Source organism: Acinetobacter sp. YH12129 (genome assembly GCF_013418685.1).
GTDB classification, from domain to species: Bacteria; Pseudomonadota; Gammaproteobacteria; order Pseudomonadales; family Moraxellaceae; genus Acinetobacter; species Acinetobacter amyesii.
The window spans coordinates 51,916-68,079 of the sequence record NZ_VPBP01000008.1; the positions used below are offsets into that span (position 1 = coordinate 51,916).

The 16,164-nt window shown below is 39.8% G+C and carries 15 protein-coding genes; 6 read left to right on the forward strand and 9 right to left on the reverse strand.

The window, feature by feature from the left end; translation table 11 throughout:
* Nucleotides 1-10 precede the first annotated feature (10 nt).
* From FTU65_RS06195 to FTU65_RS06210, 4 genes are all read right to left on the reverse strand, one after another.
* Nucleotides 11-754: an SDR family oxidoreductase gene (locus FTU65_RS06195; RefSeq protein WP_078193819.1), complete on the reverse strand. Its 744-nt coding sequence runs from the start codon at nt 752-754 to the stop codon at nt 11-13.
* Between the two features lie 19 nt (nt 755-773).
* Nucleotides 774-1,472: a histidine phosphatase family protein gene (locus tag FTU65_RS06200; RefSeq protein ID WP_111884351.1), complete on the reverse strand. Its 699-nt coding sequence runs from the start codon at nt 1,470-1,472 to the stop codon at nt 774-776.
* Nucleotides 1,469-2,590 carry a phosphotransferase family protein gene (locus FTU65_RS06205; protein ID WP_168377545.1) on the reverse strand — a complete coding sequence of 374 codons (1,122 nt, stop codon included), beginning with the start codon at nt 2,588-2,590 and terminating at the stop codon, nt 1,469-1,471. The genes FTU65_RS06200 and FTU65_RS06205 overlap by 4 nt, the downstream gene beginning before the upstream one ends.
* A 110-nt stretch (nt 2,591-2,700) precedes the next feature.
* Complete coding sequence (locus tag FTU65_RS06210) at nt 2,701-3,942, reverse strand: acyl-CoA dehydrogenase family protein (RefSeq protein ID WP_168377546.1); 1,242 nt, start codon at nt 3,940-3,942, stop codon at nt 2,701-2,703.
* Between the two features lie 93 nt (nt 3,943-4,035).
* On the opposite strand from FTU65_RS06210, the gene FTU65_RS06215 reads away from it, so the two are divergent.
* From FTU65_RS06215 to FTU65_RS06235, 5 genes are all read left to right on the forward strand, one after another.
* Entirely contained in the window at nt 4,036-4,953 is a 918-nt protein-coding gene (locus tag FTU65_RS06215) for a LysR family transcriptional regulator (protein ID WP_168377547.1), read from the forward strand.
* Nucleotides 4,954-5,169: 216 nt separating this feature from the next.
* Nucleotides 5,170-5,724: a thermonuclease family protein gene (locus FTU65_RS06220; protein WP_078190973.1), complete on the forward strand. Its 555-nt coding sequence runs from the start codon at nt 5,170-5,172 to the stop codon at nt 5,722-5,724.
* 139 nt (nt 5,725-5,863) lie between these two features.
* Nucleotides 5,864-6,637 (forward strand): DUF805 domain-containing protein, encoded by a 774-nt coding sequence (locus tag FTU65_RS06225; RefSeq protein WP_180059602.1) that lies wholly within the window; start codon nt 5,864-5,866, stop codon nt 6,635-6,637.
* A 190-nt stretch (nt 6,638-6,827) separates the two neighbouring features.
* Nucleotides 6,828-7,274, forward strand: a complete 447-nt coding sequence (locus FTU65_RS06230) for a MarR family winged helix-turn-helix transcriptional regulator (RefSeq protein WP_180011432.1) — start codon at nt 6,828-6,830, stop codon at nt 7,272-7,274.
* Nucleotides 7,258-8,457, forward strand: coding sequence for an MFS transporter (locus tag FTU65_RS06235; protein WP_373683446.1), 1,200 nt, complete (start codon nt 7,258-7,260; stop codon nt 8,455-8,457). The genes FTU65_RS06230 and FTU65_RS06235 overlap by 17 nt, the downstream gene beginning before the upstream one ends.
* Nucleotides 8,458-8,464: 7 nt before the next feature.
* Here FTU65_RS06235 and FTU65_RS06240 read toward each other — a convergent pair whose 3' ends face one another.
* A complete protein-coding gene (locus FTU65_RS06240) occupies nt 8,465-9,451 on the reverse strand; it encodes a GlxA family transcriptional regulator (protein ID WP_180011429.1) in 987 nt (328 codons plus the stop codon).
* A 122-nt stretch (nt 9,452-9,573) separates the two neighbouring features.
* Between FTU65_RS06240 and FTU65_RS06245 the strand changes: the two genes are divergently transcribed.
* The gene (locus FTU65_RS06245; RefSeq protein WP_180065093.1) at nt 9,574-11,361 is read left to right on the forward strand and encodes an acyl-CoA dehydrogenase; all 1,788 of its coding nucleotides are present in this window, start codon (nt 9,574-9,576) and stop codon (nt 11,359-11,361) included.
* Nucleotides 11,362-11,516: 155 nt separating this feature from the next.
* Here the strand turns inward: FTU65_RS06245 and FTU65_RS06250 are convergent, their stop codons facing one another.
* The 4 genes from FTU65_RS06250 to FTU65_RS06265 all read right to left on the reverse strand — a co-directional run bounded on the left by FTU65_RS06250 (nt 11,517) and on the right by FTU65_RS06265 (nt 15,776).
* Nucleotides 11,517-12,119, reverse strand: a complete 603-nt coding sequence (locus FTU65_RS06250; protein WP_180054843.1) for a nitroreductase family protein — start codon at nt 12,117-12,119, stop codon at nt 11,517-11,519.
* Nucleotides 12,120-12,323: 204 nt separating this feature from the next.
* Complete coding sequence (locus FTU65_RS06255) at nt 12,324-12,815, reverse strand: hypothetical protein (RefSeq protein ID WP_078193829.1); 492 nt, start codon at nt 12,813-12,815, stop codon at nt 12,324-12,326.
* 360 nt (nt 12,816-13,175) lie between these two features.
* The gene (fumC, locus tag FTU65_RS06260) at nt 13,176-14,570 is read right to left on the reverse strand and encodes a class II fumarate hydratase (protein WP_180065094.1); all 1,395 of its coding nucleotides are present in this window, start codon (nt 14,568-14,570) and stop codon (nt 13,176-13,178) included.
* Between the two features lie 198 nt (nt 14,571-14,768).
* Nucleotides 14,769-15,776, reverse strand: a complete 1,008-nt coding sequence (locus FTU65_RS06265) for an SDR family NAD(P)-dependent oxidoreductase (protein ID WP_180011423.1) — start codon at nt 15,774-15,776, stop codon at nt 14,769-14,771.
* Between the last annotated feature and the right edge of the window lie 388 nt (nt 15,777-16,164).

The window sequence follows — 16,164 nt, forward strand, 5'->3', positions numbered from 1 at the left end:
ATATAAAGAATTAACCTAATTTATTCACGATCTTCAACGGCAATACTTTCATCGCAAGACCTAAAGGCAACCACGGCCATTGTGGTACATAAGCTTTAACTGGTGCTTTCTCAATGGCTTTTGCTAAAAGATGTGAACCAGTTTTTTCATCGACTTCAAATGGCAGTTTTTTCGCACCTTCATTGATCTCCGTACGAATATAACCAGGGAAAATAGTCGTCACTTTAATTGGGGTATCAATCAGCTCTGCACGAATACCTTCAGCTAGAGCAGCAACACCTGCTTTACTTGCACCATAAGCCGTTAAATGTTTAGGCATACCACGCATAGCACTCATCGACGAAATCACAACCAAATGCCCTGCATTTTGGCTACGGAAAATTTCAACCGCAGCTTCGCATTGCGCCAAAGCAGAGATAAAGTTAGTTTCAACTGTGGCGCGGTTAATTTCAAAATTACCTTTACCAATACGACGACCTTCACCGACACCTGCGTTGACAATAACACGGTCAATACTGCCAAAATCTGCTTTAAAGGCACGGAACACTTCAAACACTTGATCGTAATTTGTGACATCGAGGGTTTTCGCAATCACTTTGATGCCATATTGGCTTTCCAGTTCATTTTTTAGCGTTTCTAGACGCTCTAAACGACGTGCACAAATGGCTAAGTTGTAGCCTTTTTGTGCAAACTCGCGTGCCATTCCTGCACCAATCCCTGAGCTTGCACCTGTAATTAAAATTGTTTTAGCCATGATAATTCCTTTGTTTATCTTAGATCCAAGTCAATAAATTTGGATCAACTGCTTTTATAAAATGATGTTCATTTAAACTGAGTAATTGCGGTTCATTTCCAACCAAACGCAGTGTTGTCATACTGGTATTGGCAATGGCCCAATTAAGTGCAAATGTTTTTTCAGGACTCAGCCCTAAAATTTTACCGACTGCAACGGAGATCACTCCACCTGAACTAAACACAACGGCATAACGCGGTTTGGTTTCAGCCAGTTGAGTGCATAACTTTTCTAGCGCTGTTTCGACTCGATTTTTAAAATGTGGCCAAGATTCATCGTATTCATGATGAAATTCTCCGCCTGTCCAACGTTCAATGGCACCTTCAAAAATTTTAGATAAATAAGCACGCGGGTTTTCATGCTTAGATACATCTTCTTTTAATAAATGCGGCTGGTTAAATCGAGGTTCATACTGAGCAAAAACTTGCTGATGATTAAATTCATTCCATGCGTTATCTGTATCAACTTGTGCTTCTGGAAAGCATTCAGCCAATGCAAGATTGGCTGTTTGTTGATGACGTTGCATGGAGCCCGCAACCACATAAGGACTTTCTTTTAAAATACGGTCGAAATACTGTCCCAGCACCTTAGCCTGTAGCTCACCGTTGGGAGAAAGCTTGTCATAGCTTTCTGCACCAAAAGAAGCCTGACCGTGCCGAATTAAATATATCGTGGTCATTTCCCTAAAATATCCTTCATTTTTTCAATATATTTTTGTGCCACATCATTGGCTTCAAGTTTTTGCAAACCGATAAGTTTTAAGGCACGAATATGTAAAGCATGGATCACAATCCAAAAATCTTTGAATGCCGGATTATTGGTTTGTTTGTGGTAAAAGCGGTAATAAATTTGCTGTGCGATCACGGCTAAACGGAAAATGCCGAACACTTCATAAAATGTCCAGTTGTCTGTTTGTAGACCAGTTTTTTCTAAGTAATATTCAACGACTTCTTTACGACTAAACATACCTTTCAAGTTAGTCGGCTGGCGTCGAGTCGCTTTAAAAATTGCGTTATCGCCACTTTCAACCCAATACGCTAAAGCTGAACCTAAGTCCATCAGTGGATCGCCAAGCGTTGCCATTTCCCAATCTAATACGCCAATCACTTGGGTAGGATCATTTGGATCTAAAATGACGTTGTCAAAACGCCAATCGTTATGAATTACACAGGTTTTAGAGTCAGCAGGAATATTGTCTTTGAGCCAATTACGGACATATTTAAAAGAAGGAACATTTAAGGTTTTGGCTTTTTCATAGCGTGCGTCCCAACCTTCCACTTGACGACGACAGTAGCCGTCGCCCTTGCCTATTTTTTCTAAAGCTGTGCCTTCATATGGCACTTGATGCAGTTCAATTAACTTGTCGATGACGTTGGTACATAACGCTCGAACTTGGCTTTCATCAAAATTTAATTCTTTGGGTAAGTTTGCACGTGGAATGATGCCTTCTACGCGCTTCATCACGTAGAAATCACAGCCAATAACTGATTCATCCTGACATAGCGCCACCATTTCAGGGAGTACAGGATAAAATTCAGATAATGCTTTCTGTACGTTAAATTCACGTGCCATATCATGTGCAGACTTGGCTTTGGTACCTTTCGGTGGACGACGTAAGATTAAATCAGCATTGTCGTATTTTAAGCGATAAGTCCAATTTGATGCGCCACCTGAATATTGAGTGACTTCAACAGGCCCTTCTATTTCAACGCCATGTTCAATCAACCAATTGCCTACGGCACGTACATCCAGTTCTTCACCCTCACGAACTGAACCGCCTACATCAATCACTGACATGCTTTTCTTCCTAAACTTGAATCTATCATGATGATAAAAATATAATTTTCTATAGTTTTATAGCATGGACAACTCGGGGTTGCCATGCCAAATATGTGACTACAACTTGTTTATTTTTTACGACGGCTGCTGTAACCGCGCTTAGCCAATTCTAATTTAGCAATCATGCCTTTATGTACTTCATCAGGGCCATCAGCTAGACGCAGTGAACGTGCTTGGGCAAAGAAACCTGTGAGCGGTGTATCTCGAGAAACCCCAGCACCACCGTGAATTTGAATCGCCATATCAACGACTTTTTCTAAGACACTTGGCGCAACCACTTTAATTGCCGAAATCTCGGTTAATGCAGCCATATTCCCTAGAGTATCCATTTTATATGCTGCATAGAGGGTCAGTAAACGTGCTTGATCGATCGCAACACGTGCTTCTGCAACACGCTCTAAATTGCCACCGAGTTTTAAAATTTCTTTACCAAAAGCAGTACGGCTCATACCACGGTCAATCATCAGTTCTAGCGATTTTTCAGCTGCACCAATACACCGCATACAGTGATGAATACGGCCTGGGCCTAAGCGACCTTGTGCAATTTCAAAACCTTGACCAGCGCCGCCAATAAAGTTTGCAACAGGAACACGTACATTTGTGAAGCTAATTTCTCCATGTCCATGAGGTGCATCATAATCACCAAAGACTGGAAGCATACGTTCGATTTTCACTCCAGCAGTTTCAACTGGTACTAAAACCATAGAATGCTGATGATGACGGTCTTTGCTTTCATCTGGTGTATGTGCCATAAAAATAATGATTTTGGCATTTGGATCACCTAAACCTGAAGACCACCATTTACGGCCATTCAACACAATTTCGTCGCCTTCAACGACAGCTGTTGCTTCCATATTGGTGGCATCACTTGAAGCAACAGCAGGTTCTGTCATGCAAAACACCGAACGGATTTTGCCTTCTAGTAATGGTGTTAACCACTGCTGCTTTTGTTGTTCCGTACCATAGCGCCAAATCACTTCCATATTGCCGCTGTCTGGTGCATTACAATTGAATACCGTGGGTGCAAGTAAGCTACGGCCTGAAAGTTCTGCGATGTGTGCATATTCTTGTACAGATAAGCCTTGCCCAAGTTCAGGACAAGGTAAGAACATATTCCATAAGCCTGCAGCTTTGGCTTTATCCTTTAAAACCTCTAACTGTGCCGGCCATTGCCATTTGGTCCAATCACCACCTTGGTTCAACTCATGAACTTCTGCCCAAAACTCAGTTTCTACAGGCTCAATTTCATCTTTAATAAATTTTTTTGTTCTTTCAATATAATCTTGTGCACGTGCTGAAAGTTCAAACATGACAATATCCTTTAAATATTATGTTCTTTACGCTTTACAACACCATAACCTGAAATCTAATATGAACAAAATGATTTAATTCAATAGATGAACATGAATAGTATTCATAAAAACACCGTCATTGATATGGGTGTTTTCCACCGTATGGATATCAATTTATATCCACTGTATATCGCAGTTTATGAACAAAAAAGCATTTCAAAAGCAGCACAAATTTTGTGTATTACTCAGTCTGCAGCGAGTCATGCACTTCAACGTTTAAGACAACATTTACAAGATGACTTATTTGTACGTGCTGGGGCAAAAATGCTCCCGACTCCATTTGCTGAACAGATTTATCCCGTAATTAAAAATGCGCTTATTGCGATTCAAAGTATTTCTATCCAAAAACAACAATTTACTCCTTCAATGGTACAGAGCTTAAAAATTGCCGTACATGATGAAATTGAACCGATTATTTTTCCTAAGTTAGTTGAACACTTTCAACAGCAACAGTTTCAGATCCAATTTTCCAGTATTAAATTAGACCGCAAAACCATTGTGGCTGACCTTGCTGCACAGCAAATCGATTTTGCGATTGATCTTGAGCAAAACTTTGGTGAAAAGATCAATTTTCAAACCTTAGTTGAAGACCAATTCGTGGTTTGTAGTCAACATTCCAAGATGGATGAATCTATTTATCTTTCTGCTCCTCACATTGGGGTTTCTTCCCGACGTGCAGGTGTATTAGTTGAAGATATTTATTTAAATCGTAAAAAACACTCTAGAGAGATTTTTTTACGCTGTCAGCATTACTCTACTGCGCTACAAATTTTGGCACAGCAACCCAAGGCGATATTGACGATTCCGCAAAATATTTTGACGCATTTACAGGTTGCTCCCGAACTGAATATTTTTGATGTACCTGTAGACTTGCCGAAAATTAAATTAGGGATGTATTGGCATAATGATTTGGAATTAAATTCACGGCATGTTTTTTTGCGAAGCGAAATTTCTAAAATATTTGCTTAGGCTATTTTCAATGGGACACCACTTTACTTAGGCTATTTGCATGTATTTAGATAGAGTTTTGCGTGATGAAACTTGCTGTATATTTATAGATCAAATGCTGATTATTTAAGGTATTTTTAACTGACCGTCGGTTTGTTCGACAGCCATATATCATGAGTTCTTATAAAATCTAAACTCCTGTTTTTATGCGATATGACCTCGTTCATATCATTGTGTATGCTTTCAAATCTCTCCGCGAATTGGCTCATGGCTTTAGGTGCAGTACTGTGCCTGATCACAGTCTATGTTCTTTATAAAGTCACCATTTTCTTAAAGGATTTTTTCCAGCCTTTTAAGAAAGGAAAATCTTACCTCTGCCGTGTATCCGATATTAGTGATGGCGATACCCTCACCTGTTATCGGATGAATCTAAGACGTTCTAAAACCAAACTTCGCTTTGCTTATGTGGATGCGCCAGAATCGACACAAGCCTACGGTAAAGAGTCAGCCCGCCTGATCAAATCCATGGTTTATAAGAAATTTGTCCGCGTAAAAATAACTGATGTAGACCGTTATGGCCGCTGCGTTGGGGTTATTTATCGCTACCGTAAATGTATGAATGAAGAGATGGTAAAACGTGGGGCTGCATGGGTATATGAAGAATACATCCGTGACCAAAAGCATTTGAACTATATGATGAATTTACAAAGCAAAGCACGTAAACAAAAGAAAGGTTTGTGGAAAGCCAGTCGTCCAATGCGCCCTAAAGAGTATCGTAAATTACATAAATAACAGACCACATTACAGCATGGCTAAGGAATATTTGATGACTTAGCCATGTCTAATATTTGACCTTTTTTTACTTCGCTATACAATAATGCTGCCCTTTTGGGCATAGAAAATAAATTAGATAATTAAAATTGGAATAATAATGACTGAACTTACTTCAAGCGAATTGAATCCGTTTCAACAAGATCAAAATATTCAGCCTCAAATTCAAAAAGCCGATCATCCCCTGTCTCCTGAGGGACGTTTTGGCCGCATGTCTTATTTAGCGTGGTTATTTATCATTAGTATGATTTATACCTGCCTATTGGGCATCAGCGTCGCGCTGGGTCTTTTTGCATTTTTCAATTCAGCAGAACGTAGTATTGATGCACTTTTTAATTCATTCTTAGGACTCAGTGCGATCGCTCTGATTGTCGTTTCCATCGTTGCAATGTTTGTCGCAATGATCTGCATTACGATTCGTCGTTTACATGATCTAAATAAAAGCGGTTGGCTCTGTTTAATTTTTCTCATCCCACTGGTCGGAACCATCTTTAGCATTTATGTGATGGCTTCAAAAGGCACTGAAGGTGAAAATAAATATGGCATAAAACGTCCAACGGAACAAACAGAGAAAGTTATTGGGTCATTGTATCTAATCCTGATGATTGTTTATTTATTGGTCATGATCCCATTGATGTTCAATATGCAAAGTATGATGAACAATTTAGAACAAGCGCAATTACAAGAACAAGCGATGATGTCTGATAGTGAACCTGAATTAACGGATGAACAAATTGCGGCTTATTTAGAGCAAGCTGAATCAGAAGGTGAAGAACTTGCTTATGCAGATGGTGAAAGTGTAGAAATTTCAGAAAATGCAGACAGTTCAGCGGAAGATGCTGCAATTGCAGCTGCAGAAGCTTCTGTAGAATAAACTCGCATTGTTTAAGTTATCAATTCAATGATATGCATTGAACGATAAGCTTTAAATGAAATGTTATACAAGAAAACCTGTGTGCGCGCAGGTTTTTTTATACCTGTTTTTTATGCTTTGAGTTGTTCACTTGAATTCAAAATAAATTAGGCGTACAGTTGCGATAATTTAGTTACCCTAGTTAACTATCATGAATACCTCATTAGGTTTCCGCTCTTCACTTCTGCGCTGTGCGCGTCTGATGAGTGATGAAATCAACACGATTTTATTGCCCTATCAATTGAACAATTCGCTTTGGCAAGTCATGTTTGTCATCCGTGAAAAAACCGCTTGTACATCTATTGAAATGGCTGAATATTTAAACGTATCCAAGCCATCCATCACTAAGCGTGTCAAAATTCTTGCGCAGATGGATATTTTGAGTCATGTACAAACTAACGATAAACGTCAAAAGAAAATGATGCTCAGCGAGACTGGACGTGAGTTATTTCAGCAATGTGCAAAAGACATAGATGCCTTTGAGCAGCGCCTGATCGCGCCAGTAGCAAGCCAAGATATCCAACACTCCATTCAAATTTTACACCGTGTCATGCAAGAACTTGAACAAAACACTATAGGTGATGATCATGCAAGATAACGCACCACTTTGGACTCGAAATTTTATTTTAGTCAGCGCCATTAACTTCCAATTGGTTTTAACCTTTTATCTCTTGGTTGTGGTGATCGTGGGCTATGCGGTGGCTGAATTGGGTGCGACTACAGCCCAAGCAGGTTTAGTTTCAGGCTTGTTCATTGTCGGCACATTGGTCGGGCGTTTATTGGTGGGTAAGTTCCTAGAACGTTTTGGTCGTAAAACAACACTGATCGTTGGTTTAATTGGCTTTTTAGTCTTTTCTGGTTTTTACTTCATTCAGTTTGGCGTCGGCATGTTGCTTTTCATACGCTTTATGCATGGCTTTATGATGGGTATGGCATCAACAGTGCTGGGTACCTTAATTGCTCAAATCTTACCGGCTACACGTCGCGGTGAAGGCATTGGCTACTACAGCATGAGTAGTACTTTAGGTACAGCTATTGGGCCATTTCTTGCCATTTGGATGATGTTACACATTGGTTATCACGCGATTTTTATCGTTTCTACGATTATCGCATTGAGCTGCCTATTGGTTGCCTTGCTGATTCAAGTGCCCGATTTACCCAAAATCAATAAATCCCTCGATACTGTTGAAGCTGTCAAAAAACCGAGTTGGATTGCTCAATTTGTAGAACCTAAAGCATTACCGATATCGTTCATCATGCTTTTCGCTTCAATCTGCTATTCAGGCGTATTGTCTTTCATTAACTTCTATGCCAAAGAAATCGATTTGGTTGAAACAGCCTCGTTTTTCTTTTTGATATATGCCATTGCGATTTTAATTTCTCGCCCATTTACAGGCCCGTTGATGGACCGTAAAGGTGAAAATGTAGTGATCTACCCTGCTTTTGTGATTATGGGCGTGGCATTGGTATTACTCAGCATCACTCAGAGTTCATGGATGCTTTTACTTTGTGCAGGCCTACTTGGACTCGGTTATGGCAATATTCAGTCGGTCTGCCAAACAGTTGCCGTGAAAAGTGCACCGCTTGAACGTATGGGCTTTGCCACTTCGACTTTCTTTATATTTTTGGATGCAGGCTTAGGCTTTGGACCATACTTTATCGGTAAATTGCTCGACCATATTGGTTACTCACAATTGTATTTGTATAGCGCATTTGCTGCCTTTGCATGTATTGGTGCTTACTACATTTTACATGGTCGTTATACCGTTCGAACGGCTTAAACTATAACTAAACATCAAATCGTCGGCTGAAACGTCGACGATATTCTAAGGGGCTCAGCCCCGTTTTTTTTTGAAATAACCGTCGAAATGAGCTTGGGTCATTATAGCCGACATCTCGCATAATCAGATCTAAAGCATGTCCCGTTTCTTCTAAACGCTTTCGTGCAGCTTCAATCCGTATTGATTGTAAGTATTGATTGGGAGGCATATCCAAAGCCGCTTTAAAATGACGAATCAATGTCCTTGTTGTCACATTAAACTGCGCCGCAAGTTCATCTAAGACTATATTTTCATGATAATGCTGTTCTAACCAATCTTGAACTTTTTGCACCAAACCATCCTGATGCGGTTTAGATATTTTCAATAATGAATAGGACAACTGACTATCACGACGATAATCCAATACAAATGATTTTGCCGTGTGGATTGCCGTTTCAAAACCATAAAAACGTTCTATCAGGTGCAGTCCCAAATCAAACCATGCTAAGCCACCTCCAGCACAGTAAATATTTTGATCATGGCTAATGAGCTGATCTGCATTCAGTCTTACCAAAGGATAGCGTTCACGAAACATTTGCTGAAAGCCCCAATGCGTCGTTGCCTGCTTACCATCTAAAAGCCCTGCTTCTGCCAGAAAAAAGTTACCCGTACAATTTCCTGCGATCAGTCCGCTTTGCAATTGCCGAGTTTTTAATAATTCGATCAGTGCTGCGTTTTGCGCTAAAACATCTAAGATCGGCGCACCTATCGTTGGGACAATGATGACATCTGCATCTGTTATTTCAGAAAATGCTAAATCTGCAAAAAGCTTGATGCCATTGATACATTGCACTGCTTGACTATGTTGTGAGGCAATTTTGACCTGAAATAGCCGCTGCACATTTTGTTTTTGGATCCGGTTCCAACTGACTCCCGCCATTGCAAATAGATCAACAACCCCTGTAATCGCAGAAGCCAAAGCACCATCAAATGCTAAAATTATGATTTTCTTCATTTAAAGTTCAAATTATCAAAATGTCATTTTTAACTTATTAAGTGTCATTATTGACAATTCTATATCTAAAAATCAACTGCTAGGCTTAAGACATAAAATTCAACCCGATTAGAGATTGAGCAATGGCGCAGTTAATCAATGACAAAGATTTAAATTTTTTGCTATTTGACGTGTTTAAAGCGCAAGACTTAACGCATTACCCACGTTTTGCTGAGCATGATGCTGAAACCTTCAAAAGCATCCTAGAAACTGCACAAGGTATTGCTCAAGACTTTTTTGCCCCGCATAACGCAACAGCCGATCAAAACGAACCTACGTTTGATGGTCAACAGGTTAAAACCATTACAGAAGTCAAAACGGCATGGAAGCAATTTGCAGATGCCGGCCTACTTTGTGCGCAGCATGATTATGATGCAGGCGGTATGCAACTTCCGACTTTGATCAACATGGCTGCAAATGCTTATTTCATGTCAGCAAATCCATCGTCAGTGGCTTATTCATTTCTAACCGCTGCGGCTGCAAATGTGATTCAGGCTTTCGGTACGACTGAACAAAAAGCTATGTTTGTACCGTATATGTTTAGTGGTCGCTTTGCAGGAACGATGGCCATGACTGAACCTGATGTGGGTTCATCTTTAGGTGATTTGACCACAAAAGCCATACCGCAAGCCGATGGAACCTACCTCATCAAAGGCCAAAAGATGTTTATTTCAGGGGGTGACCAAGACATCACTGAAAATATCGTCCATTTGGTCCTTGCTCGCATCCAAGATGCACCTCAGGGCGTAAAAGGTATATCTCTGTTTATTGTTCCGAAGTTTAAAACCCTGAGCGATGGTTCACTTGCAGGCGCCAATGACGTTCAACTGGCTGGCTTATTACATAAAATGGGCTACCGAGGTACAACATCGACAGTACTGAGCTTTGGTGAAAAAGACCAATGTACTGGCTATCTGATTGGCGAAGCAGGTGCTGGTCTTAAATATATGTTTAAGATGATGAATGAAGCGCGAGTGGGTGTCGGCTTAGGTGCAGCCATGATTGGATACCGTGGCTATTTAGAATCGCTCGAATATGCCAAAAACCGCCCACAAGGTCGCTTAGTATCAGATAAAAATCCTGCTGCGAAACCTGTCTATATCATTCAACATACAGATGTGAAACGAATGCTTTTGGCGCAAAAATCCTATGTGGAAGGCGCACTTGCATTATGCCTATTTGCTGCACGTTTAATTGATGAACATCAAGCCGCTAACAATGAAGACAGCGCGCTGTTATTAGATTTAATTATCCCTGTCGTCAAATCATTCCCTTCTGCCTATGGACCAAAAGCCAATGATTTAGCCATCCAAGTTTTAGGTGGCGCTGGCTATACCCGTGAATATCCGCTTGAACAATGCTATCGCGACAATCGCTTAAATCCGATCCATGAAGGCACATTTGGTATTCAATCTTTGGATTTGTTGGGTCGTAAGCTTTGGCAGCACAACAGCAAAGGTTTAATGCTGTTATTACAACGTATGCAAAATACGATTGATCAAGCTCAACATCCAAAAACTCAAGCGCTTGCAGCAATTTTTTCAGCGCATTTAAACACGGTGAAGAAAACCACACAAAGTTTGGGACAAGTCCTCGCCCAAGGTCGTGTCGATCAGGCACTGGGAAATTCTGCGTTGTATCTAGACATGATGGGCAAAGTCATCATTTCATGGCTATGGCTTGAAATGGCCAATCAAGCCCTTGTGAAATTTGAACATTCAGATTTAGCTGAAGATCAACAATACTTAGCTGGTAAATTACAAGCCGCGCAATATTTTATCCGCTGGGAACTACCTGAAATAGAGCACCAAGCCAAGTTATTGCTAGAACTTGATGATACTTGTCTCAACATGCAAGAAAGTTGGTTCTAGCCACTCGTTTAGCTCAGTCCTCAATGGGCTAATCTGGACAAGATTTTCACGGATGAAAATCTTGTCCAACCCTATCTATTTCAATAAAACTGCCATAAAAATAGGAACTTAGTTTTCGTTCCTTTTTTATCAAAATTGAGTGCTATACGTTGTAATTATTGAAAGACTTTAAAACGATCAGCATCATCCATATAGCCTTTTTCTTTCGCTTCACCTTCCACTGAACCAAAAACCAATTGAGCACGAAGTTTCCAATGCGCAGGAATGTCCCATTCAGCATGCACTTGTTCATCCACAATTGGGTTGTAATGCTGTAGTGATGCGCCTAAACCTTCGGTATGCAATGCGGTCCAAGTCGCAAATTGGGCAATGGCAGTTGAATGTTCGGCCCAAATCGGAAAGTTTTCTGCATAAGAAGGAAACTGTGCTTGTAGGCCACTGACCACATCCAAATCTTCAAAGAACAGAACTGTACCTAAACCTGCTGCAAAACTTGCCATTTTAGCCGTCGTCTTCGCAGCACTTTCTTCATCTTTTGCATAAGATTTTAATTTGTCAGCGACTAAGCCCCAAAATTTTTCACTTTCAGCATTAAATAAAATAACAGCACGAGAAGATTGTGAGTTAAATGAAGACGGGCTTTGTTTAATCGCTGTTTGGATCAAATCAGTTAAATATTCTGTGCTTTGGCTTACATTGTCCCCAATAGCATAAATAGTGCGACGTTTGCGAATCAGGTCAATAAACTGATTTGACATATAAAATGGTCCTTTAAAATAAAATGTGCAGATGAGTCAGAAACATTTGGAATGATAAGTCTCGCGACTTTCCAAATGTTTTGAATGCTTTACTTGCTTGATGGGTCACTATGAAACAGTCACTTGTCGAAGTAAATCTGAAGTTCTGCTGTACATATAAAAAATCCTCCTAAGCGGAGGATTTTTCGACTAACTTTTTGACGTTTAGAATTTTGCTTCTAGTACATTCGCTGACACTTGGTTTTTCCAAAGCTCACGTAAAGTCGGTAGATAGAATTTTTCACCTAGCTCGACCAACTCTGCATCAATCAAACCATGAACTTCGTGCATGAATAGATAATCCAGTTCAACAGTTTGTAATTTTGACTGTGCTTTTTTATATTCTTTGCGCTTTTGCTGTGCTTTTTTTACCAAGTTATCTGCATAAGCACGGTCTTTATATTGGGCAATAGCATTCAAACGTAGTTCGATTACGCCCCAACCACTGAGTAGCAATTTAAATTTTTCAAAATCTGTCGTTGTCGATTCCCAGCTCATTTCTTCTAGATTTTCATTTTCAGGCAAAACTGGTAGCAAAAGCTCCATAACACTTGGGAAAATCTTTTTAAAATTCAAAACAAATTTAACAGGATGCTCGCCCGGATAGTCTTTAAATTGAACGTTCTTTTGGACATCTGTCAAATAGATGGTGAGCATTGGGGGAAATCCTTAAATAAAACACTGTCTTGCAAATATTTATTCAAACAAATGTCAAATAGCAACGAAAACAGAAAAAGAAAGGCATTTTAACAAGTGTGCCAATGAATTCAAAGCCCAATCCAATGAATTACTTGCTTCATCATCAGGCCTTTCTTCATTTTGTTCGTTCCCCTATTTTTAATAAATCGTCTGGTTTCTATACATACATTTCAAGATGAATATGAATCCAAAGAATCTGTATTAGGTAGGATCCAGCTGAAAAATAAAGCAATCATATATCTAATAAAAAGAGAAGCTAAGTATGAGTTAGCTTCTCTTTTTATTTTCAAACACTCTAGATGAATGATCTCAAAAAATTTATTTGGTATTTGGTGAAACCATTTGCTCAGGACGAACCACTTCATCAAATTGCTCAGCAGTGACTAAACCGAGTTCTACCGCAACTTGTTTTAAGGTTTTTCCTTCCTTATATGCAGTTTTAGCAACTTTTGCAGCATTTTCATAACTAATTACAGGATTGAGTGCCGTAACTAACATTAAAGAATCATGTAAGAAATGGTCGATTTTTTCACGGTTTGGCTCAATGCCTACTGCACAGTGGTCATTGAAGCTATTACATGCATCGCCGAGGAGTTGAATAGATTGCAATAAGTTAAAGGCAATAACAGGCATAAACACGTTTAATTCAAAGTTACCCGATGCACCGGCAACATTAATGGTTGTGTCATTTCCAAGTACTTGAGCAACCACCATTGTCATGGCTTCACTTTGAGTTGGATTGACCTTACCTGGCATGATGCTTGAGCCTGGTTCATTTTCTGGAATACGTAGCTCACCAAAACCACAGCGTGGGCCACTGGCTAACCAGCGCACATCATTGGCGATTTTATTTAAACTTGCAGCAAGTGTTTTTAAAGCACCCGACGCAAATACAGCTGCATCACGCCCTGCTAGTGCTTCAAATTTATTTGGCGCAGTGACAAATGGCAGACCCGTTTGTTTCGCAAGTTCTGCTGCTGCTTTTACAGCATATTCAGGATGTGCATTCAGACCTGTACCGACCGCTGTACCACCTAGTGGTAATTCATACAGTCCTTCTAAAGCTTGATTTAAACGCTTCAAACCATGATCGAGCTGTGAAACATAGCCGCTAAACTCTTGGCCTAATGTTAAAGGCGTTGCGTCCTGTAAATGTGTACGGCCAATTTTAACAATATCTTTAAAATCGTTAGATTTAGCTTCTAAGGTATTACGCAGTTTTGTTACTGCAGGAATTAAAAGCTCATTGATTTGTAGACTTGCAGCCACATGAATTGCGGTTGGGAATGAATCGTTGGTCGATTGAGCACGATTGACATGATCATTGGGATGGACAGGTTTTTGTGAGCCCAACGGATTACCCAGTTTTTGATTGGCAATATTGGCAATGACCTCATTACAGTTCATGTTACTTTGCGTGCCTGAACCAGTTTGCCAAACTACCAGTGGAAATTGTGCATCCCACTGCCCTGAGATCACTTCTTCGGCTGCATTGACGATATAACCAGAAAGTTCCTGAGGGATTTGACCCAATGCTGCGTTAGTAATCGCTGCTGATTTTTTAACGAGACCCATTGCACGAATCATTGGACGTGGTAAACGTTCACCACCAATTTTAAAGTTTTGCAAACTACGCTGTGTTTGTGCACCCCACATCGCATCGCTAGGTACTTCAACATCGCCCATTGTGTCATGTTCAATACGTGTTTGCATAAATGACCTCATATCCTTATCTATAAAATTGAACGTCTGTGCAGAATCAAATTCTGCTGATAAATACAGTTTAGGTAACTTTTTTAGCCTTGTAAATAATAACCATTATCAATTATAAGTGTTTTATTTGATAATCTTTATCGTGATTTTATAAAGAAAATCATGCACGACGATTAAATTTACCCAATACAAGACGAGTTAATTCCCTCTTAATGTTTGTTGATAGAAACGCCATTCATCTTCTAGCATTTTCTTTAAATCTTGTTCAGGCTGCCAATCAAAAGTACTTTTCGCTTTCTGTGTACTTGCCCCAAGCTGGTCATATTCATGGCTTGGGTAAAAACTAGATTCGACCGTCTTAATCTCCGCCTGTGTCACTTCTGAAAGCGTATCCAACAGTTGCTGTATCGAAACCAACTCACCTGAAATATTAAAGGCCTCACAGGCGAATTGCTGCTGCGACAACCATTGCAAACATTGCCACACCGCCTTACAGCAGTCGAGTACATGCAAGAAACTCCGTTCCACAGTACCATCTTCAGTTTTGGCTTGTTTGCGAAGTTCGATAAAGTCTCGTTGTAAAGCCCCGACTTGCATCGCAAGCGGCACAATATTTTTTGGCAATGGCGCAACAAACTCACCTAAAACTGCATGTTCGAATGCACCTGCGACGTTTCCTAAACGCAAAATCGCAATTTTCCACTCATTATCAGTACGTGCCGTATCCCGTATAATTTCTTCCACCATTTGTTGAGATTTCACATAGGGATTTGGATAGGTAAAATTGATTTCTGTGTCTTCTGTTAATTCTGCCGACGACTGTCCATATACCGCTAAACTTGATAAATGGATCAGTGTTCGTACACCTGTTCGCTGCATAGCACGCAGCAAACTCATGATACAACTGACATTATCATTATAATATTCAAGTGGTTTAAGGACGGATTCTTCCAATGACTTAAAGCCTGCCGTATGAATGACAGCATCGACGGTATATTGTTCAAATACTTTATTGAGTGCGGGAGTATTGCGAATATCGAGTTTGACAAAAGGCACATACATGCCTGAAATAAATTCAAGTCGTTCAAGTGTTTGTAAATTTGCATTGGATAAATTATCCACAATAATGACTTCTTGACCTTGAGCCATTAAACTCAAGGCTATATGTGAGCCTATAAAGCCTAAACCACCAGTCACTAAAATCATTGTTTAGATACTCCTTATAGTTATCAAGCTTTTACAACTCTTTGGCATCATCTTGGTGTCGTCACCAACTTATCTACAGATCTAAATTTTGAAACTTCGCCTCAGCATTTTTCATGAGCCGAACAATCTGCAAGAGCATTCTAGTTTTATCTTACTGCTTTGGAATTTTGACTGTGTTGCAGTTATGAATATTAACTGTATTTGATTTACGACAAATGACCTCGCTAGCCAATCAATTTTGAAGAAATCTCAAGATTACGTGGTATTTGAGCGAACAACTTTTAGAAGAAGAAATTTAAAAATAGTCGCACGGCAAAGCATATTTCACAGCAATAAAAAGTATTAGAGGTGATCTACTCGAATGAGCAAACAGCATTGAGCAGTCTGA